A 21,449-nucleotide genomic window follows, 5' to 3' on the forward strand; every position below is an offset into this window, starting at 1 on the left:
TCCGAAGACTGAGTTGGCAAGGTTATTCTCCTCGCAATTGATGAACTTTTGGATGCCAAACCTGCGAAAAATACAAGATTATACCTGTATTTTCAGTGCCGCGACCTATATCGGCTGCCTGTAAGGTGCAGCTGCGAAAGCAGAAGCCAAGGCGTTTCGAACGGCTTTTGGCTTGTAGTCCTTATCGTACAAGGTCGGGCGCTTGAGCACACCGTCGGAGCGCGGAAGGAAACCCTGAAGCCAGTTCTGGTCGTCCACCATCCCCCAGGCGAGCACCTCTTTGACCTGGGGATAGGACAGCATCAAGTCAAAATAGTCGCGTGTGTAGCTAGCGATCAACGCATCGCGATAGCCAATGTCGGGCTTCAGCTGCGTATCGTTCACGTCGAACTCCGTGATATACATTTCGAGCCCCATGCCTGCGACTTCGTCGCAAAAGGCAACCCATTCGCGCTGCTTCGCTGTCGTGTACTCATCCGGCATTTCGTAATTCGAATGGCTCTGAATCCCTAGGCCATCGAGCGGCACATCGCGAGACAGAAGGCGCTCAAGAAACCGCAGCACGCCCGCACGGTGGGCGGTGCTGGTCGTTTCCCAGCTCATGAAGTCATTATAGACGAGCCTCGCGTGAGGTGCGTGGGCCTTGGCAACGTGGAAGGCATGGTCGATCAGACCTTCGCCCATCTTGGCGCTCAGCGAGGTCTCCCGAAATACGCCCGTCTCGTCATCAATCGCCTCGTTTACGACGTCCCAGGCGTAGATGCCCTGACCGTAACGGTCGACGATGCGGGCGACCTTCTCTTCAACAAAGTCGGCTGTTTCCGATGCGCTCGAGAATTCCAGATCGTTGACCCATCGCGGTGAGTATTGCTCTCGGTGCCAGAGAAGGGTGTGGCCTCGCATTGTGAGCCCATTTTCGCCGGCAAAGGCAAAGAGGCGGTCGGCAGGTTCAAAATTCACAACATCCGGTGCTGGGTAGACAGAATACCATTTGAACTCATTCTCCGCGACCATCGTGGAGCACTCTCGCAACATGATTTCCCGGTAGCGGGCATCGTTCAACTGACCGGCGTTCATGGCAGATCCAAATCGCATGCCCTTTGCGGCGGCAAGCGTTTGAAGCGGTTGTGTTTCGGGGTGCGCGCTGGTCGTCGTCGCGCATCCACTCAATCCGACGGCGGATGAAGCCCCTGCCAATGCAAGCCACTCGCGGCGAGAGATTTTGGACATGCTGGTCCTCCCATGATTTTTCTTGAGACAGGCCGAGTTGACGCCGTGCCGGTCCACTTATTATGGTAACGCTATCATTCCCCGGATCGATACGTCCATAGGCGACCGGGACGAAAACAAAAAAAGATAGCGGAGGAAATCGGCGAATGGTTCGGGCAAAATCCATAGGGCATGCAGGGTGCGCTCTGGCGCTTGTGTTACTGGCCGGGTGCGACAGCGGACATAAAGACGCTGCGCAAGAAACGGCTCCGGCCTCCGAGGCGGCAATCTCGGCAGCGCGCTTCGAATGGTTCAAATATTCCGGGAATGACCCTGCCTTCGAAACATCGGGAGACCTGTCGACAGGCTATGTCAATCCAGTTCTCGCGGGCTTCTATCCGGACCCCAGCGTCACACGCGCGGGCGACGACTATTATCTCGTCACATCCACCTTCGGCTATTTTCCCGGTATACCGGTCATGCACAGTCGCGACTTGGTCAACTGGGAGCAGGTGGGCAATGTGATTGATCGCCCCGGCATGCTGGACTTTGACGGTCTCGGCCTGTCGCGCGGCGTGTTTGCCCCGACAATCGAATTTCATGACAGCACATTCTATGTCGGCAATACCTGCGTAGACTGCGGGGGCAATTTCATTGTCACAACTCAGGATCCAGCCGGACCCTGGTCGGATCCGATCTGGCTGCCCGAGGTCGGCGGCATCGATCCGTCCGTCTTCTTCGATGAGGACGGCAAGGTCTATGTCATCAACAATGACTCCCCTCCCGAAGAGGCTCTATACGAAGGCCACCGGGCAATCTGGATCCGCGAAGTCGATCCGAAAACATTCCAGTCCATTTCCGAACCCATTGTCCTGATCGATGGCGGCATACACCCGGAAGAAAAACCGATCTGGATTGAAGGCCCGCACATCTACCGGATTGGTGACTGGTATTACCTGAGCGCGGCCGAGGGCGGTACAGCGGTGGACCATTCCCAGGTCGTTCTCCGGTCGAAGACGGTGACTGGTCCGTATGTCGCGTATGAGGATAACCCGATCCTGACGCAGCGCGACCAGCCGGAGGACCGGAGCGATCCGATCACGTCAGTCGGTCATGCCGATCTCGTGCAGGATGGGGCAGGGCAATGGTGGGCCACATTCCTCGGCGTGCGGCCCTACGAAGACGACTATTACAATACCGGCCGCGAGACCTTCCTTCTGCCTGTAGACTGGTCCTCGGGTTGGCCGGTGATACTCCCAAAGGGCGAGCTTGTGCCTCACTTCGTGCCGCAGAGGCCGTCCGCACCGGCTGCAGAGGCGTCGTCCGTGCCGCTCACCGGAAACTTTGAATATGTCGAGGAATTCAATGCGGATCGCTTGCCCTTCAACTGGATGACTCTACGTGTTCCGACCTCGCAATGGTGGACGCTGCAGGATGGCGAACTGAGACTTGAGCCGCGTCCGGTCGATCTTGGTGCCGGCGCCCAACCATCCTTCTGGGGTAGGCGTCAGCAGCACCAAAACGCCAGCGCCGAAAGCTCCCTCATCTTCACGCCCGAAGCGGCCGGTGAGGAAGCTGGCCTCGCCGTGTTCCAGAACGATAACTATTTCTATGCCTTGGGCGTCACGCGAGACGAGGCAGGCAATGTCTTCATCAAACTACGCCGCAAGGCTGGGCCTGAAGCCGCCCTCGGCGGTGAGGAAGTCGCGGTGCAGGGGATTGAGCCATTACCCGGCACACCCATACAGCTGCGCATCACGGCGCGCGGCGATGTCTATGATTTCGCCTATCGCCTCGATGGAGACAGTGACTGGATCACGCTGGCCGACGGCCTTGATGGCAAGATCCTCAGCACGAATGTCGCAGGCGGTTTTGTCGGCGCCGTTTTTGGTCTCTATGCCCAGGCACCGGATGCCAATCCGTGAGCCTCTATTCGCCAGCCTGAACACTCGGCGGTGGTCCCAGATAGGAAGCGGGCAGGGGCCGCCGCGCGACAATGACATGCTGGAACACCACACCCGGATCAACCGCCCATAGCGTGATGCGCTGCAAACCCGGCGCTTCGATACTGTGCCGGGTTGCCTGAACATTGGCATAGTCAGCGACAGTCTTCTCCCACGCCGCCTGCGACGTGTCCGCATTGATGTTGACCACCTGCGGCGCCTCGTCATTCACGGAGACGGCATATCTCAGCCCCCCCTTGCCGCGAAAATCGAGGCTCGGCGCCAAGGTCGTGTAGACGCTGTAGTCGCCGGGTTCGGTGACATAGATATCGTAGGACAGGCTCGGCGAATTGACCGTTCCGGGCACCTGGCTATCCGCCGTCACCGGAAAGACAGTGATGCTGTCATCCGTCCGGCCAAGGTTCGGGATCACCTTCCAGCTCACGTCCTCGCCATTACGAACAGTCTGCGCCGCACTTGCTGCAAAGCTGACAATGCCGTCCGTCTCCACAAAAGCCTCTCTGCCGGTTGCCACGCCGAACTTGTGCGTCGGAACGCTCACTGGGATGCGCACGTCCCCACTCGTGATCCACACCGTCGCGTCGGCCCGTCCCTCAGGCGCAAGGCGCCAGTCGATCGACACGGTCACTTGGCTCTGTGTGGTCACCGCTTCACCAGATGCCGAAATCTCGACCCAATCGGCATCCGACGCGACCTCAAACATGAACGGCGTCTCTCCCCGATTGAACACGTCAAACGTCTGCACTGATCGCCCGTAAGGCTCGAACACGGGCATCGCCAATTTGGTATCGGACCCCGTTGAAATGGCCTCCGTACCCGCAACAGCGATACCCGGACCCCCCGCTTGCGGCACATCAATGCGCACAGTGTCCGGCTTGTTGTCCTGCTCCGGCTGTTGCCAGTAGGTGTAGCCGATATGGGTCTGGGCCATCATGTGGTTCCATTTCCCGTTAGCGATATCCTCGTGATAATGGCGCGTCAGCTCGTCATCCTTTTCGAACAGCGCATCGACCTTGTCTGCCATCGCGTTTGTCTCTGCCCGGCCCTGCTTCGCATAGAGCTGGTTCTTCGCCGCCGCTACATAGAGCGCATTCAGGTTTGCCGCCGCGTGGATGGGGAACCAGACCAATTGCTTGTAGGCGTCCTGATAGGCTTCCGGCAGCTGCTCGCCGATAGATGTCGCGCGTTCCGCCAGCGCTTCATAGTCGGCGACAATCCTGTCGGCTTCATCGTAATTGACCAAGCTATATGTGCCCGGCTCCAGCAGCTCCGGCTTCCGGCGCGCATTGAAGCGCGTATAGGCCGTCAGCATCTCGCCGATCTCTGCCGCGTGTTCCGGTCCGAACTGTTCCGCCGCCCATGTCTCCGGATAGTCCGCCAGCCGTTCCAGCGGCCAATCAGACGGGTCCCACGCCATGTTCATGAAGAAGCTGATCGGGAATTCCATCGGCTTCAGGTCGCCGACATTCACAATCCATATCTGCTTCGCGCCATATTCATCGGCGAGATTCATCTGTTCCCACACGCGCTCGATCTGCGTCGTGTTGATCCATTTATAGTTACGCGGATCGCCCACATAATCGAAATGGTAGTAGACGCCATAGCCGCCCGGCCGCTCACTCCCCAGCTCCGGCAGGCGCCGGATATTACCCCAATTATCATCTGCAAACAGCAGGGTCACATCGCCGGGCGCGTCCATGCCCTTGTCGTAATAATCCTGCACTTCCTTATAGAGCGCCCAAAGCTGCGGCGTCTCTTCCGCTGGAGCGCCGGTCACGTCTTCGATGATCTTGCGCTGGTCGGAGACGATCTCTTCAAGCAGGTCAATCGCCGTGCCTTCCGCCATCGCCTCATCGCCATCGCCGCGCATCCCGATTGTCACGATCGCCTCATGCTCGCCAATCCGCTCGACGCCATAACGCCAGAAATCCTGCAGCCTGTTCTTGTTGGCGGCATAGTTCCAGTCGCCCTCGCCATAGCGCTCCCATTCGATATGCGCGCGCCCAAGCGGCTCGTGATGGGAGGTGCCGATAACGATGCCATACTCATCAGCCAGCACTGCGTTCATCGGGTCGTCATCATAGAACGCCTTGCCCCACATGGCAGGCCACAGGTAATTCGCCTTCTGGCGCAGCATCAGTTCGAAAACGCGCTCGTAGAACGCGTGATTGAAGCCGCCGAAGGTCTCGTTTACCCAGTCAAGCAGGGCAGGGTTTTCATCGTTCAGGAAGATGCCGCGATACTTGACCTCTGGCTTCTCAACGCGCCGACCGGGCGCAACATAAAGCGCCTCCACCTGTGCAATCGGCACATCCGCCCACCAGTTCCACGGCGACACGCCGGCCCGGTCGAGCAGGTCATAAACGCCAAAGATCGTGCCGCGCTTGTCCGAACCAGTTATTACCAGCGCCCGCTCAATGCCGTCGAAAGGTCGCTCCACCACTTCCTGCGCAAACGCCTCCCATTCTCCGCTCAGGCCGGTGTCTGTCACATGCCCGCTGGCCATCAGGTCCGCGATCCAGCGCGAATTGGCGAGTGAGCCGACAATGATCAGGTTGCTGGCATGCTTCGGAACGGCCGTATTGATTTCAGGGCGGACAGACCCGCGCGCTTCGAGATCGGATTGCAGGTTGTGCACGGCGCGTAGAATGCCGGGATCTTCATCCGGATCGACCAGAATGGTTGTCGCGACTCCATCCTCGAAAAGCGGGAAGCCCTGCGCGACTCGTTCAGCGGAAATCTGCCCCGCCGGCGCAATCGGGGCAATCAGAGCAGGGGCAGGGGTCTGCGCGCAGGCGGAGGGAATCACAAAGGAAAACAGGGCGATGAGCCGGAGGAAAACACCCGGTATGAACGATCTTCGCGCCTGTTGAATCATGATGTTTTCTCCCCTGAGTTCGTTTCCCGTTGAACCGGGGCACATTTTCATTTAGCTAAAATGTTAACGCCATCATTTTTCGGCGCAACCCTTCTTCGGAAGGCGCTGCAAAATGGCCGGCGACCCATAATGCCCGCAAAGGGCAAATCATCCCGGGAGGAACAGGAATGGCAATGGACTCGCAAAAAGGGGCGCTGCTCGGCTTTTCAGCCTTGCTGCTGGCGGCCTGCAATACAGCGGCGCCCGCAAATCTCGAAAGCGCTGAGGCACAACAACCCGCACCGGAAGCCCAAGTGGTCCCGGAAGGTGACGTCGAACTCTGGCCTGCTGTCGAAAGCAACCTGATCGATCCTGCCATTGAAGCGCGCATCGATGAGCTGATGGCCAAGATGACGCTGGAGCAGAAGGTCGGCCAGGTCATTCAAGCGGATAACGGATCGGTCACACCGGAAGAGGTCAAGGAATACCGGCTCGGCTCTGTGCTGAGCGGCGGCAATTCCGGTCCGAACGGCAAGCAATACGGCACAGTCGATGAATGGCTCGCGGCCGTCGACGCTTACTACATGGCGTCTGTCGATCCTGAAGGTGTTGAAGTTGCCATCCCGATCCTCTGGGGTATCGACGCCGTCCACGGTCATAACAATGTGATCGGCGGAACGCTCTTCCCACACAATATCGGCCTCGGTGCCATGCGTGATCCGGATCTCATGGGCGAGATTGCGCGGGTAACGGCAACAGAGTTGCGCGTGACCGGTCATGACTGGACCTTTGCGCCAACGGTCGCGGTGCCGCGCGATAGCCGCTGGGGACGGTCCTATGAGGGCTTCGGTGAAGACCCGGAAATTGTCGCGGCCTATTCACCCCGCATCGTTGAGGGCCTGCAGGGCGTATTCGGCTCCGATGACTTCCTGAGCGACGCGCATATCATCTCCACCGCCAAGCACTTCCTCGGCGATGGCGGAACGGATGGTGGCAAGGACCAGGGCGATGCCATCTTGCCGGAAGCTGATCTTGTGCGCCTGCATGCCGCCGGCTATCCGCCTGCCATTGAGGCCGGTGCCCTGTCGGTCATGGCCTCGTTCTCAAGCTGGAACGGTTCCAAGATCCATGGCGACCATTACCTGCTCACCGATGTCCTGAAGGGGCGTATGGGCTTCAACGGATTTGTTGTGGGCGACTGGAATGCCCACGGACAGCTGGACGGCTGCACGAATGAAGACTGCGCCGCAGCTCTGCTCGCGGGGCTCGACATGTATATGGCGCCTGACAGCTGGAAGGGCCTCTACAAGAACACGCTGGCCGAAGTGAAGTCCGGCGAGATTCCAATGGCGCGGCTTGATGATGCGGTCCGCCGCATCTTGCGCGCCAAGTTTTACTATAGAGTCTTCGACCAGGTCCGGCCCGCCGAGCGTCCGCTGTCCGGTCGGTCTGATCTTCTCGGTTCGCCTGAGCATCGCGCTATCGCCCGTCAGGCCGTCAGGGAGTCGCTCGTACTGCTCAAGAATGAAGGCTCTGTTCTTCCCATCCGCCCGGATGCAAAGATTCTTGTGGCTGGTAACGGTGCCGACAATATTTCCAAACAGGCCGGGGGTTGGACCCTGACGTGGCAGGGCGGCGGTCTGTCGAACAACCTGTTCCCGAATGCCGATTCCATACTGGATGGGCTCCAGGGCGCCGCCGCGAATGTCACGTATAGTTCTGATGGCAGCTACACGGCCAAGCCTGACGTCGCCATCATCGTCTTCGGTGAAGAGCCGTATGCGGAATTCCGCGGCGACGTCGACCATCTCGCCTATGACATTGACGGAACCAAAGAGCGCAACCTGCTGCAGAAGCTCAAAGCAGACGGCGTCCCGGTCGTAACGGTCTTCCTTTCCGGTCGCCCGATGTGGGTGAACCCGGAACTGAATGCCTCCGACGCCTTTGTCGCCGCATGGTGGCCGGGCAGCGAAGGTGCCGGTGTCGCTGACCTCCTGATTGCTGATGCAGATGGGCAGCCGCGAAATGACTTCACCGGTAAGCTTTCATTCTCCTGGCCGCGCGCCGCTGACCAGCAGCCACTGAACGTCGGCGATGCGGTCTACGATCCGCTCTTTGCCTATGGCTATGGCCTCTCCTATGCCGCGCCGGGCGCCGTTGCTTCTGATCTTGATGAAACGGTCAGTGCCGATCTCATGTCGGCACGCGCCAATAGCGTCTTCTTCGAGAATGGCAGCTTTGTCTCCGACTGGGCGGCCGAACTTGTCGGCGACGTCACGCAGTCGCGTGTCGATCACAATGCCCAGGAAAATGCGCTCCTGTTCACCTTTGGTGGGGCAGGGGGCAGCGTGGCCTTCAAGGACGGCAACGCCCGTAACTTTCTCCGGGAGTCCAATGGCGACATGGAACTGACGCTCATGCTCAAGTCCAGCGTCGCCGGCCAGGTCGAGATCGGCATGCAATGCGAAGCCGATGGCTGCGCCAGCTATGACACGCTCCCGGCCGAAGTCGCCAATGCGAATGAATGGACCGAAGTCCGCCTCTCGCTCAGCTGCCTGAAAGATCTGGACCTTGAGGCCGTGACATCACCCTTCACCCTGAAGGCCAACGGCGCTGGCACGGTGGCCGTCACCGACGTCCATTTCGCCGAAGACGAAGATGCGCAGGAAACCTGTCTGAGTGAGTAATACCGATCTTACGCGCACGACGGCTAGCACTCTGGCCGTCGTGCGCATTGCCGCACATGGATACGAAGTCGAGATCGACGCGGCCCGCGGCGGTCGCATCGTCTCAGCCTCGTTCGAAGACGTCGACGTCCTGCGGCGGGACGTGACATCAGGCGCCTCAAGTGCGCTTGAGTCCGCCTGCTTTCCGCTCGTGCCCTATTCAAACCGGATACGCCGGGGCCAATTTGTGTTCGAAGGTGAGATCCACCAGCTCGCGCTGAACTGGGATGGCGACGAACATGTCATCCATGGCGAAGGCTGGCAGCGCGCGTGGGACGTGGTGGAGCAAGACACTGCCCGCGCCGTGCTTCGCCTCACCGGCGCCGAGGGCTGGCCCTGGCCCTATGAATGCCTGCAGGAAATTACTGTCAGCAAGGCGGGCATAGGTCTCTCGCTCACACTCCGAAATACTGGCCAAATGCCGATGCCTGCAGGCCTCGGCTTCCATCCCTATTTCCCGCGCACAGCCTCCACGCGTCTCCAGTTCGACGCCAAACGCATCTGGCCGCCCCTCGGCGACACAGCTCCCACGCCGCAGGCTCCAGACAGCACCAACAGCTTCGCCACGCTCCGCCCCGTTTCGGATTGCGTGCTGGATCATTGCTTCGACGGCTGGTCCGGCACGGCTCGCATCACGCAAGCTGACACCGGCCTCGATCTCACTATCAAGGCAAATGGCGCTGCCACTCATTGCGTCGTCTACACACCCGCGAACGAGCCCTATTTCTGCTTCGAACCCGTCACCCACTGCACCGGGGCCTTCGAGGCCGACGACCAGCGCGAGGCAGGCCTGAAGGTCCTGCAGACCGGAGAAACGCTCCACCTCGCCATCACCATCGGCGCAAACCGCCTCTAACCCGCCCCATTCCCTTCCTCTGCGTCATAGCTTGTCAAATAATTAGAACGCGTTCTAATTATGGAAAATGACGGAGGAATACACATGCCGGTTGAACAGCTCTCACGCGTTCGCAAATCCATCCTGCCCCAAGTAGGGGACGACTGGAGCCATATCGCCAGTCGCGAACTGCCGGATCTTTCCGAAAAAGACGCCATTGCCAGCCTTCAAAGCTGGAACCTCCATGTCTACATGCGCGCCGCCGCTCGCATGGGCACGGGTAGCAACAACATCCTCCCAAGCGATGTGATCTTCGTTGAGCCGCCGCTCGCACACGGATGAGCGGCGCAGTCATCAGCCGGGTCGAGCTTGCAGCAGCCCATGACGGGGATGCCGAGCTCAACGTGACCCTGCAATACGAAAATGGCGGCCAGACCCTGGTCGCCCTTGATGAATACGCCGTGCGTGTCCTGATGGACAGCTGCGGCGCCAGCACGCCGGACGGTCTGATCGGGCAGGGCTGGCATCATGTGCGCGATGCCCTTGAGGCCGCGTCGAACAGATTTGTGAATTCGAATTCAACACAACAATAATAACGGAGGGACATCGACATGTATGATCTTGTCATCAGAAACGGAAAAGTGGTCGACGGCTCAGGCCTGCCGGCTTTCAAGGCCGACGTGGCCGTCATGGGCAATCGCATCGTCAAGATCGGGCAGGTGCCGGAAGCCGCGCGCGAAGAAATCAACGCAGAAGGCAAGATCGTCGCGCCGGGCTTCATTGATCCCCATACGCACTTCGATGCCCAGCTTCTCTGGGATGGCTGCGCCAAGCCTGCCCTCGCCCACGGCGTTACGACCATCGTGCCCGGCAACTGCTCGCTCTCCCTTGCGCCGCTCAAGGCCAAGCACCGCATGAAACTGGTTGGTATGTTCAACCAGATCGAAGAGATGCCGCTCAAGGCCTTCAAGGAAGGCGTCGTCTGGGACTGGGAAACCTTCTCCGAATACATCACGCGCATCCGCAAGGGCCTCGCCATCAATGTGGCGCCGCTCGTCGGCCATTCGGTCATCCGCCTCTGGGTCATGAATGAAGCGGCCACCGAGCGCACGGCAACCGATGCCGAGATCGCTGAGATGCAGAGCGTCCTGCGTGAATGCCTCGATGCCGGCGCTGCTGGTCTCTCGACCAGCTATGTCGACATGGACGAAAAACTGCTGCCCGTGCCAAGCCGCTACGCCGATGCCCGCGAAGTCGAAGCGCTCGCCAGCGTTCTCGGCGAATATGGCCGCGTTTTGCAGATCGTACCGGAATTCTACGATTCCGATCTCACCATCGCGCGTCTCGACCAGCTCGCCGAGCTGTCGCTGAAGTACAATATCCCGACCACGTTCTCGCCGCTCTTCATGAATGCCGACAATGTCGACGCAGTGAACCGCGTCATGGCCCGCGTCGACGAACAATTCGCCCGCGGCGCCCGTGTGTGGCCACAGGTCCAGACCCGTCCGATCGACATCAGCTTCAGCTTCTCGGTGCCGAGCCTCCTCTTCATGCGCTTCCCCACCTGGTACAAGATCATGCGCTTCGGCACGCCGGACGAGATCAGTGCGTTCTTCAGCGACAGCGAAAATCGCGTGAAGCTGATCGCGGAAGCGGCGCCCCTGCAAGGGCTGTGGCCCACGCTGGTCCTGCGTCATGTCGAGACCGATGCGAACCAGAAATACGTCGGCAAGACGCTCAAAGAGATCGCCGAGCTGCGCAATACAACGCCGGTTGAAGCCATGATGGACCTGTCGGTCGAAGAGGGGCTCGAAGCCCACTTCCTGTCGGCCGGCATGGGCCACAATGATGATGCAAAGGTCGCTGGCCTGCTCAACCATCCGCGCGTGCATATCGGCGCCAGCGATGGCGGCGCGCACATCCTCTCCTTCTCCACCTATGGCGATACGGGCTACCTCTTCTCGCACTTCGTGCGTGACCTGAACCTGATGACGGTCGAATCCGCCGTGAAGAAGATCACGTCAGACACAGCCGCCATCTGGGGCATCCCGGAACGTGGCATGCTGAAGGAAGGCATGATAGCCGACATTGCCGTCTTCGATCCCTCTACCATTGCGCGCGGCGAAGAGAAGTTCGTCAACGACGTTCCGGGCGACGGTCATCGCTATGTCCGTGACTCCCATGGCGTCGATACGGTTATCGTCGGTGGCGGCATCGCATGGTCTGAAGCCAAGGGCTATCAGGACGCGCGCGGCGAAGTGCTTCCGGGCGTGCGCGAAATGGTTGCGGCATGAGCTGGCCGGGTGTCACGCAGCGTCGCATTGCCACCAACGGAATTGAACTGAACATTGCCGAAGCCGGTGAGGGGCCATTGGTGCTCCTCGTTCATGGCTTCCCGGAATCCTGGTATTCCTGGCGACATCAGTTCAAGCCCTTGGCCGATGCTGGCTATCACGTCGTCGCGCCAGACATGCGCGGTTATGGCAAGAGCGACAAGCCGGAAGCCATTGAGGCCTATAACCAGGTCGAAGTGGTCAACGATATTGTCGACCTCATCCCGGCGCTCGGCTACGAAACAGCCGTCGTGATCGGGCATGACTGGGGCGCGCCAACAGCCTGGGCCACAGCGCTTCACCATCCGGACAAGGTTCGCGCGGTCGGGGCCATGTCGGTGCCTTTCCTGCCGCGTTCGCCGGTGCCCCCCATGGCGATGCTCCGGGAAATGTACAAAGGCCAGTTCTTCTACCAGCTCTATTTCTATGAGCCGGGCGTCGCAGAAGCCGAGTTCGAATCCGACATCCGCACCGCCTTGCGAAAGTTCCTTGTCATGGCCGGCGGAGAGACTGACCTGACCAAACTCGCCCCCAAGGCCGAAGACGATGACATGTTCTCCAGCCTGCCATATCCGGAAACCCTTCCGGACTGGATAAGCGAGCAAGATCTCGATTTCTATGAGGCCGAGTTCAAGCGCTCCGGCATGCGCGGCCCGCTCAACTATTATCGCAACCACGACCTTACATGGAAAATGACCGAAGGCGCGCCATCGACCATTTCCCAACCCGCCTTCTTCGTCGCGGGAACCAATGACGGCGTCATCATGATGGCGGAAGAAGCCCTCAAGATCATGCCCATGTTCGTGACCGACCTGCGCATCAACAAGCTGATCCCCGGTGCGGGTCACTGGACCCAGCAGGAAGCGCCCGAGGCCGTCAACGAAACCATTCTCGATTTCCTGAAGGAGCTGGATGGATGACCGAATCCGTTCTCATCATCGGCGCCGGCATTGGTGGGCTGTGCACAGCGCTGGCGCTCGCGCCAACGGGCAGGGAGATCACGCTCATCGAGCGCGATGCCCCGCCGCCCGGCGATGATCCGGACACCGTGTTCCATGAGTGGAAGCACACGGGCGTCGGCCACCTGCGCCAGAGCCACGCCTTCCTTGCGCGCCTCCGGTCCATCATCAAGCGGGACCATCCGCGACTGATGCAGGAATTGCTCGACCTGGGCGTGCGTGAACTCACCTTCGACGCCATGCTCAGTGACCTGCAGCGAGATGATTACAGTCCTGAGCCGAGTGATGCCGAACTCACCATCATTACCAGCCGCCGCACGACGCTTGAGCTGGCGATGCGCCGCTATGTCGGCAGCCTCGACAACGTTACCATCCGTTCGGGCTTCCTTGTGCGCCGCCTCATTACCGACAAGGGCGAAGATGGCGTCCTCAACGTGCGCGGCCTTATCGGCGACAGCGACGGTGAAGAGACCTCCGCGACCGCCGACATCATCGTCGACGCGTCGGGCAAGAATGGCTTCACCATCGACCAGCTGAAGGCCGACGGCGTCGACTTTCCGGAAGAGGCCGAATCCGCCGGCATCCTCTACTTCACGCGCCACTACCGCCTGAAGCCCGGCAAGGACGAGCCCTCCCGCATCGACAACCCGCCCCCCAGCGGCGATCTCGGCTTCCTCAAGTTCGGCGTCTTCCCGGGCGACAATGGCTGCTTCTCGATCACGATGGCCGTGCCTGAAGTCGAGATGGAATTGCGCAAGGCCATCCTGAACCCCGACGTGTTCCACGCAATGACCCTGCTGCTGCCCGGCCTTGCCCCATGGACGGAGTCCGAACGGTCCGACCCGGTCGGCCGCGTCCACGGCATGGGCGACCTGATCAGCCGCTGGCGCGATCTCGTCGTCGACGGCAAGCCGCTTACGCGCCATTACTTTGCCCTCGGCGACACGCTGATCCGCACGAATCCGCTCTATGGACGCGGCTGCTCCTTCGCTGCTGTCAGCGGTCAGGTCCTGCGCGAGATACTCGACGAGACGTCCGATCCCGACGCGCGCTCCGTTGCTTTCCACCAGCGCCTTCTCACCGAGCTGAAGCCCTATTACCTCAACCAGCGCGCCCAGGACCGCGCCGCCATCAAGCGTGCCCGCCAGGCCCTGACGCCGGACTACAAGCCCGGTCTGCGTGCCCGTCTCATGCAGGGCTTCTTCGACGACGGCGTCCGCATTGCCCTGCGCTATGACACGCGCCTCCTGCGCGATGCCATGCGCGGTTTCCACATGCTGGAGCATCCGAACAAGTGGCTCGGCAAGCCCGCCAATCTCGCCAAGGTCCTGTACTATTGGGCACGAGGCCCCAAGCGCAACGCGGCAGCCTATCCGCCCAAGGCCGGCCCGGAGCGCAACGAGATGATCAAGGCATTGTCCCTCGACTATCAGGCTGATATCGACCGCATCGCGCAAGGGGCCTGAGCCTGATGGGAGACGCAGTGATCGAAGAGACCGGCAAACGCGAACAGGCCAAAGCCGAACGGCGCTCGCGCATCGTGCAGGCCGCCCGCGATCTCATCCGCGAGACAGGCGACACCGACCTGTCCATGCGCATGATCGCCAAGCGCGCCGATGTCAGCCTCGCGACGCCCTACAACCTGTTCGGCTCCAAGCGCGCCGTCGTGCTCGCCGTGTTCGAGGACGAGCGCGACTTCGTCGTCCGCTTCGGCAGGATCAAGGCGGCCAATGCCATCGACCGCCTGTTCGCGGCGCAGGAACTCGCCTCCAGCTATTTCACCGACGATCCGGACTTCTACCAGACCATCTGGAAAGCCCTCCTCGACACGCGCGGCACCGATGAAACCGGTCTCGCCACCACAGAGCGCCTTGAGCGCAACAGTGCCGCCTGGCGCATGTTGATCGAGGCAGCGCAGGCCGAAGGTCTCATCAATGCCAGCTTCGCGTCCGAGGCGCTGGAGCGCACGCTCTCCTACCTCGCCAATGGCGTCATGCTCTCCTGGGTCATGGGCACGCTCGAGACGCGCCACCTGCGCGCCGCTGGCGCCCTCGGCTATGCCATTGCCCTGCGCGGTGTCGCCACCGGCAAGGGCATCGCCCTGCTGGATGAGCGCATCCGCACCTTTGAATCCCTCCTGCACGACAAAACCGCCCCCGAAGCCCCGATCAAACAGGCCGCCCGCGGCGCCTGAGCCCGCTTTCCGGTCGCCCCGCGCCTGCACAAGCCGAACACACGCATTTCGCTTCACGCCCGCCGCACCCATGCGCTAACGTCGCCCGAGGAAAACCGACCCGGGGGACGACCATGCCACACCGCTGCCGCAGCCTGCTGCTCCTGGCCTGCCTGCTGCTCGCCGCCTGCGTCACGCCCCTCCAGCGCGACCTCGATACCACGCTCAACCCGCCCGAGACCGCCGGCATCCGCTGGGGCCTCCTCGTCACGGATGCGCAGGGCCGCGAGATCGCCGCCATCAACCCCGACCAGCGCTTCCTCCCCGCCTCCAACACCAAGCTCTTCACCACAGCCGCCGCCTTCCGCTGGCAGGACGATCTCGCCGCCATGCTCCCGCGCCTCGCCACCTTCGTCGCCCTCGAGGATGTCGGCGAGACCGGCGCCCCCACGCTCGTCCTCCACGGCCGCGGCGACCCCCACCTCACCGACACGCCAGATTGCGAAACCCGCTGCCTCGCCACGCTGGCCGACGCCGTCGCCGCCATCGGCCTCACCAGCATCACCCATGTCGTCGGCGACGACACATGGTTCCCGGACGCGCGCTGGGGCCCCGGCTGGAGCTGGGATGACCTGCAAACCGCCTACGGCACCGCCACATCCGCCCTCACGATCAATAACAACACCGCCACGCTCACCGTCGCCCCCGCCAGCGAAGGCGCCCCGGCCACCGTCACATGGGCGCCCGGCGACGCGGCCTATACAATCATCAACGTCACCGTCACGGCACGGTGGCCGGGGCAGGGCGGTGAGGCGCCCGAAGACGATCTCATCGTCTCCCATCTGCCCGGTACCGCCATCGTGCACGTCGCCGGCCACGTCCCGCCCGGCAGCGCCCCGCGCGCTTTCCACCTCGGCCTCGACGATCCGGCCCTCGCCGCCGCCACGCGCCTCACCGCCCTGCTGCAGGCACGCGGCATCACAGTCGAAGGCCCGCCTATGGCCCGCCACCGTCCGCCCGGCACACCGCCCGAGGCCGCCTTCACCGGCCTTGACGATGGCGACCCGCCGCTCGCCGCGCTGGCCCCGCCCGCCTTTCCTGAGGCGCTGACCGACATCTCCAAGGACAGCCAGAATCTCTATGCCGAACTCATGCTGCGCCATCTCGGCCACATTGATGAAGACGGCGCCGCCGAGGCCGGCCTCGCCCGGGTCGACGCCCTGCTGGAAGAGGCCGGCGCCGCCCCGAACGGCCACGACCTCTTCGACGGCTCCGGCATGTCGGTCTACAACCGCGTCAGCCCACGGACCATCGTCACCCTGCTCACCTACGCCGCCGCGCAGGACTGGGGCAGGGCATGGAAAGACACATTCCCCATAGGCGGCGTCGACGGCTCACTGCAGCGACGCTTCCGCGGCACAATCCTGGAAGGGAAAATCTTCGCCAAGACCGGCACCCTCAAAGGCACCAACGCCCTCTCCGGCTACCTGACCGCCGCCAGCGGCCAGACCCTCACCTTCGCCATAATCGCCAACGAACGCCCGCTCGCCATCTCATCCGCCACGCCAATGATGGACGCCGCCCTCATCCGCATCGCCGAAACCAACTAGCGCCCCCGCACCGCAGTTCCGGCGAAAGCCGGGACCTCAGGCAATTGAAGAGGGGACCACCCGCATGAGACCCCGGCCTGCGCCGGGGATGCAGCCATGGCTGAACGCTCCGCTTCCAAAGCCACCGGGCCCCCGCAGACCCCTGCGAAGGCAGGGGTCCATGACCCGCCCCCTCCAAACAGCGCCTAGGCAGAGTTCCGTCCATGGATACCTGCCTCCGCAGGTATCCCCGGGAGGAAATCCAGATTCTCGGCAGGCCTCATCCCGAGCGCGCCTCACCCACCCCACATCCACAGTCCCGGCGAAAGCCGGGACCTCATGCAATAAAAGAAAGTCCCGTAGGGTGCATTAAGCGAAGCGCAATGCACCATCCGAACCCGGAATATTGGGAGCTCATGCTGAGCGAAGTCGAGGCGCGGGCGTGGGTGTTGTTGCGTTCATACTTCGACTTCGCTCAGGATGAGGACTGTTTGTGGGGCGAGGGCAAATGGTGGGTATCGCTCGGCGTGGACCCACCCTACGGTTTGCTGAAACGTCCATGCTACATGGGCTTTTTCCAGTACGGTCTGGAATATCTATACCGGCTTTCTTCTATGTCGAGCGCGGGAGTGCTGAATGTATCGTCTTTCCGAACCTCTGCGCGTAGCTGATGACGAACTCTACCTAGAGCTTGAAACGCGGCGATCTCGCTGGCGATACTTCGAAATGCCACGCGGAAGGCACGCCTACTGCTTGCACCCTGGCCAAAGTCAGGCAAGGAAAAGTCCTTCGATATGCTAACGCCGATACCCGCGGGGATGCTCGCAGAAGCTGATATCGAAAAGCGGCTGCCGGATGAGTCCCCAAACTTTGCCACAATACTTGCGCTTTCTTTTTGAAGTGCCGTTTTGAGTCGATTCACTTCTTTCTTTGCTTTGAGCGCGTCCCCTTCGGCGAACAGTGAGTGAATTTCATCGAACTTTTGGCGAATGGCGACAAAGTCGTTGTGTTGTCTACGTTCGTACAGAAGCTCCAATGCGCTCGACACTTTGCCCGTTTTCCCGACTGCCCATGCTGCGAAGGGAGGCAGTTCTAAGCCAATCTCTTGTGCGTCAATCTCGGAGTTAACTTCATTGACTACCTCTGCTAGCTTACCTGAGAAGTAGCGGCGCATCCCATTGGCCCATGTTTTAGATGGTTGAAATAATCCTTTTTGTCCCCCCCAAGCCGCCAAGAAATTGTGCCTGATTGGGTGAAGACAAAGCTGTGCATTCGCTTGACTTGCTACAAGCGCATAGAAGATTGCGCGCCGAGCTAGCCAGTTGATGGAGTTGGAGAACTCGAGAAGATCTTCGCTAACTGCTTCAATTTTACCGTTCCCCATATTCCGTGAGCTTGGGATCGGGTTTCCCTTCGAATCTATAAGAGTTGGGAGAGGCGCGTCTTGAGCATTTTCACGCCCTATGAGCTGTTGGAAGATTGCGGCTGTCAGGGGACTGTATTTATACTTTTCGTTTGAGGCGCCATCCTCTTCTCGTAGTATTTTCAATGTCAGAAAATAGTTGCTCGACTGCATATGCCATGCTGCGGTGAGCATGAGATTCATGTTTTCAAGAAACTCTTGGACAATGCCTTCGGGCATCTCTCCGCCACGAAGATCGAGAGCGAACTCTTTGGATAGTTCGATAGAGTCTACTTCAAGCGCATCATACTTACTGATTCCAATAAACCGTATTGGCGGAAAGGCTGCGGCTCGAGACGCTCTATATTCCGGTTTATAGTCGTCAAGAGCGTAAAATGCGTCGTTGAATAAGATGGTCTGTGCATAGCCTTCTAATGCACTGTAATCGCCTTCCATATCGTAAGAACGCGGCGCCGGCGCCTGTCCCGTCAATCTCTGCACCGATGTCAGAGTGGAATTATCTATTAGCGCAATCGGCATGGTCTTCTGCCCTCCGTGGAGCATTCCCGTTTAAATCGAATTTATCTTGATTGTGTAAACTTCCACAGCATGAGCACCCACCGCTCGCTGGCGGCCTCTCTCCCCCACCTTATCCAACCTGAATCCCGCCCGGCCTATACTGGCCGCCATGACCAATCCGTCCGCCTTCGTCACCCACGGCATCGCCCAGGCGCAACGCGCTTTGAGCGCCGTCGCCGCGATGACGAACGCGCACCTCAATCCCACCACACTGAAGCGAACCCTCGCCCAGCGCGCCCGCGCCGAACTCGCGCGCCTCGAAATCATTATCCGGCGGCTTCTCACTTTGATGGCCCTCGGACTCGTGCTGCCGCCGGTCCCTGTTCGGACATCGTCCGGGCATCATCCGGATACCGAGCGCGTCGAGACGAAAGCCTCGGGCCGCCTCACCGGCCTGTCGCCCCGCGTCTTGGGCCCGGACATGGACAGGGACGGGTTGGCGACGACGGCACGGCCTTCCGGCCCTGTTCAGGCCGCCCCAATCCTCGCCCGGCTCGCGGCGCTGCAAGAACTGCTAGCGGCCCCTGAAGCTCACGCCAAACGCCTCGCCCGCACGCTGGAACGCCAGCGCAAGGCCGGTGAAGCCGCACCCATCGCGCTTCCCATGCCACGCACCCACCGCATGCCGCCAGAGCTTGGCGCCATCGCGACCGCCCTGCCGGAACTCCTCCGCGACGCCTTCAAAAGCTGGGAAACATCCGGCTAAATCTCCACCACAATCAGACCCCCATGCCGGGCGCCCCAAAGGGCGTTTCCGGTCGCACGTGCAACAGGCTGTACAATCTCACCAGACTTTGACAGTCTGACCTTTCCTCCCGGGATTTGCCAGTCGCGACACATGCGACGCGCAGGAATCCAATTCGGCCGCTCGACCGGCCGGCAATCGCAAAGGGGCCTCGCGCCCTGATGCAGGCATAAGGACACGGCGCAGAGCGTCGTGCCAAAAGGGGGAAGAATGAGACAATCTGAGCGGCGCCAGCAGTCGTCGAACAAGCTGATCAATGCCTATCTCGAACTGGCCGCCGAAGAGGGCGTTTCGGCGCTGACCTTCGACAATATCGGCCAGTTCCCGCAGACCGACGAGGAATTGCTGGACTCGTTTGAATTCGGCGCCAAGCGCACGTTCGGCGACGAGCTTCAGCTGAACGCAACAGCCTATTATTATGCCTATGACGGTCTGCAAGTGCCGCTGGATTCCGTTGAAAATGGTCTGACCCTGACGCGCTTCTTCAACATTGAAGACTCACGGGCTATGGGTCTGGAACTGGAAGCCATGTGGACTCCTACGGACGACCTGCGCTTCATGTTCAGCTATGCCTATAATGACTCCGAAGTGCGTAGCGCTTGCTGCTTCGTAGATAATGTCGATCCAACGGCCAGCCAGCCGGGCGCTCAGCCGTCCGGTCCGGTCAATGCCAGCGGCAGCCAGCCCCAAAACCTCAAAGGCGAAATGCTTCCGCGCACCGTGCCTAACAAGGTTGGCCTCAATGTCAGCTATGATGTGCCCCTTGGCGAAAATGGCGACCTGACTCTTTCGGGTAACTATTCCTGGCAGGACGCGACCTATCACGGCATCTTCAACCGGCCATACACGCAGACGCCGACCTTCGATCAGGTTGACTTTATCGGCGTCTGGAGAAGCGCGGATGAGACCTATGTGGTGACGGCCTATGTCAAGAACGCATTTGACGAACAGGGCTATGATGGCGCCCGGGGCGGCTTGCTGTCATTCCCGCCGGGGATTGAGCAGACCTATTATCTGACACCGCCGCGCACAGTCGGCGTTCAGCTCGAACTACACTTCTAACCTGTGGAAAAGGCTGCCAAACTCCCTTGGTCCACGAAGGCCGTATACGGTCTCGGAACGGTCGCTTTCGGTATCAAGGATAACGGGTTCAACGCGCTGCTGATGATCTACTATAACCAGGTCATCGGCTTGCCGGCGGCCTGGGTCGGCGCCGCGATCATGATTGCCATGGTCGCGGATGCTGTACTCGATCCGGTCGTGGGGCAGTGGTCTGACAGTCTGCGGACGCGCTGGGGACGGAGGCATCCATTCATGTATGCTGCCGTGCTCCCGGTGGGTCTTTTCTATCTTCTGCTCTGGATGCCGCCGGCAGTGGAGTCGCATGCCCTGCTGTTCAGTTATCTATTGGTAATGACAAGCCTGACCCGCATAGCCATCGGCGTCTATGAGGTCCCGTCCACCGCTCTGCTTGCGGAGTTCACGCAGGACTATGACGAGCGGACGGAGCTTGTCGCCTATCGCTTTTTCTTTGGCGTGGTCGGCGGCATTCTTATGGGCATCTCTGTATTCGCGTTCATATTCGCGAACGACCCTGCTGCGCCGGGAGGGCTGCTCGATAAGGTTGGTTATATCAAGTACGCGTGGATTGCGGCGCCCTTAATGGCGCTGGCGATATTCATATCCAGCATAGGGACACATAGCCGTGTTTCGTCGCTGGTCCATTCCCCTCCGCCCCCACGGAGAGGTGCGCTGGCCGTGGCGAAGGAAATGTTCTCCACGCTGTTTCACAGGGTCAATGCACCCATCCTGTTCTCGAGCATGCTTGGCGCCATGTCGGGAGGTCTTTACGCGGCGCTGGGTGTTTATATCCAGACGTACTTCTGGGGCCTTTCCGCGAATAATATCGCCACGCTGACTGCGGGTAACCTTGTCGGCGTAATACTCTCCTTTGTCATTGTGCTGCCGCTATCCAAATCGTTTGGCAAGAAATGGACGACGCTCGTCCTCTACATGGTTACGTTGATCGCGATGGTTGCGCCGATACTTGTTCGTCGTCAGGTATTTTGAGACAGAAG

General features: G+C 60.5%; 16 protein-coding genes. 13 read left to right on the forward strand and 3 right to left on the reverse strand.

Translation table 11 applies throughout. The features are described 5' to 3' along the window. Positions 1-105: 105 nt before the first annotated feature. Complete coding sequence (locus HOC_RS17600) at positions 106-1,230, reverse strand: endo-1,4-beta-xylanase (RefSeq protein WP_035541039.1); 1,125 nt, start codon at positions 1,228-1,230, stop codon at positions 106-108. 146 nt (positions 1,231-1,376) lie between these two features. Here HOC_RS17600 and HOC_RS17605 point away from each other — a divergent pair, with 146 nt between their 5' ends. Then, the gene (locus HOC_RS17605) at positions 1,377-3,134 is read left to right on the forward strand and encodes a glycoside hydrolase family 43 protein (protein ID WP_084146432.1); all 1,758 of its coding nucleotides are present in this window, start codon (positions 1,377-1,379) and stop codon (positions 3,132-3,134) included. A 4-nt stretch (positions 3,135-3,138) separates the two neighbouring features. Here HOC_RS17605 and HOC_RS17610 read toward each other — a convergent pair whose 3' ends face one another. Further along, the gene (locus tag HOC_RS17610; protein ID WP_051625052.1) at positions 3,139-6,051 is read right to left on the reverse strand and encodes a glycosyl hydrolase 115 family protein; all 2,913 of its coding nucleotides are present in this window, start codon (positions 6,049-6,051) and stop codon (positions 3,139-3,141) included. A gap of 167 nt (positions 6,052-6,218) precedes the next feature. On the opposite strand from HOC_RS17610, the gene HOC_RS17615 reads away from it, so the two are divergent. From HOC_RS17615 to dacB, 9 genes are all read left to right on the forward strand, one after another. Then, a complete protein-coding gene (locus tag HOC_RS17615) occupies positions 6,219-8,717 on the forward strand; it encodes a glycoside hydrolase family 3 protein (RefSeq protein ID WP_035541041.1) in 2,499 nt (832 codons plus the stop codon). Continuing rightward, positions 8,710-9,612 (forward strand): aldose 1-epimerase, encoded by a 903-nt coding sequence (locus HOC_RS17620; protein ID WP_051625053.1) that lies wholly within the window; start codon positions 8,710-8,712, stop codon positions 9,610-9,612. The genes HOC_RS17615 and HOC_RS17620 overlap by 8 nt, the downstream gene beginning before the upstream one ends. 84 nt (positions 9,613-9,696) lie before the next feature. Further along, positions 9,697-9,933 (forward strand): hypothetical protein, encoded by a 237-nt coding sequence (locus tag HOC_RS17625; RefSeq protein ID WP_035541044.1) that lies wholly within the window; start codon positions 9,697-9,699, stop codon positions 9,931-9,933. Next, a complete protein-coding gene (locus HOC_RS17630) occupies positions 9,930-10,184 on the forward strand; it encodes a hypothetical protein (protein WP_035541046.1) in 255 nt (84 codons plus the stop codon). Before HOC_RS17625 ends, HOC_RS17630 begins: the two co-directional genes overlap by 4 nt. An 18-nt stretch (positions 10,185-10,202) precedes the next feature. Further along, positions 10,203-11,885 (forward strand): N-acyl-D-amino-acid deacylase family protein, encoded by a 1,683-nt coding sequence (locus tag HOC_RS17635; RefSeq protein ID WP_035541048.1) that lies wholly within the window; start codon positions 10,203-10,205, stop codon positions 11,883-11,885. After that, complete coding sequence (locus HOC_RS17640; protein WP_035541051.1) at positions 11,882-12,844, forward strand: alpha/beta fold hydrolase; 963 nt, start codon at positions 11,882-11,884, stop codon at positions 12,842-12,844. Before HOC_RS17635 ends, HOC_RS17640 begins: the two co-directional genes overlap by 4 nt. After that, positions 12,841-14,349, forward strand: a complete 1,509-nt coding sequence (locus tag HOC_RS17645; RefSeq protein ID WP_035541054.1) for an NAD(P)/FAD-dependent oxidoreductase — start codon at positions 12,841-12,843, stop codon at positions 14,347-14,349. The genes HOC_RS17640 and HOC_RS17645 overlap by 4 nt, the downstream gene beginning before the upstream one ends. Before the next feature lie 5 nt (positions 14,350-14,354). Next, a complete protein-coding gene (locus tag HOC_RS21510; protein WP_156950529.1) occupies positions 14,355-15,077 on the forward strand; it encodes a TetR/AcrR family transcriptional regulator in 723 nt (240 codons plus the stop codon). A gap of 113 nt (positions 15,078-15,190) precedes the next feature. Continuing rightward, complete coding sequence (gene dacB, locus HOC_RS17655; RefSeq protein ID WP_035541056.1) at positions 15,191-16,666, forward strand: D-alanyl-D-alanine carboxypeptidase/D-alanyl-D-alanine endopeptidase; 1,476 nt, start codon at positions 15,191-15,193, stop codon at positions 16,664-16,666. A 541-nt stretch (positions 16,667-17,207) separates the two neighbouring features. Here dacB and HOC_RS17660 read toward each other — a convergent pair. Continuing rightward, on the reverse strand, positions 17,208-18,587 hold the full coding sequence (locus tag HOC_RS17660) for a hypothetical protein (RefSeq protein WP_156950530.1): 1,380 nt from the start codon (positions 18,585-18,587) through the stop codon (positions 17,208-17,210). Between the two features lie 148 nt (positions 18,588-18,735). Between HOC_RS17660 and HOC_RS17665 the strand changes: the two genes are divergently transcribed. The 3 genes from HOC_RS17665 to HOC_RS17675 all read left to right on the forward strand — a co-directional run bounded on the left by HOC_RS17665 (position 18,736) and on the right by HOC_RS17675 (position 21,441). After that, the gene (locus tag HOC_RS17665; protein WP_035541059.1) at positions 18,736-19,332 is read left to right on the forward strand and encodes a hypothetical protein; all 597 of its coding nucleotides are present in this window, start codon (positions 18,736-18,738) and stop codon (positions 19,330-19,332) included. A gap of 249 nt (positions 19,333-19,581) precedes the next feature. Beyond that, positions 19,582-20,433: an outer membrane beta-barrel protein gene (locus tag HOC_RS17670; RefSeq protein WP_035541060.1), complete on the forward strand. Its 852-nt coding sequence runs from the start codon at positions 19,582-19,584 to the stop codon at positions 20,431-20,433. Positions 20,434-20,436: 3 nt separating this feature from the next. Then, positions 20,437-21,441: an MFS transporter gene (locus HOC_RS17675; protein ID WP_035541069.1), complete on the forward strand. Its 1,005-nt coding sequence runs from the start codon at positions 20,437-20,439 to the stop codon at positions 21,439-21,441. The last annotated feature ends 8 nt before the right edge of the window (positions 21,442-21,449 follow it).

It is taken from the genome of Hyphomonas oceanitis SCH89 (genome assembly GCF_000685295.1).
GTDB classification, from domain to species: Bacteria; Pseudomonadota; Alphaproteobacteria; order Caulobacterales; family Hyphomonadaceae; genus Hyphomonas; species Hyphomonas oceanitis.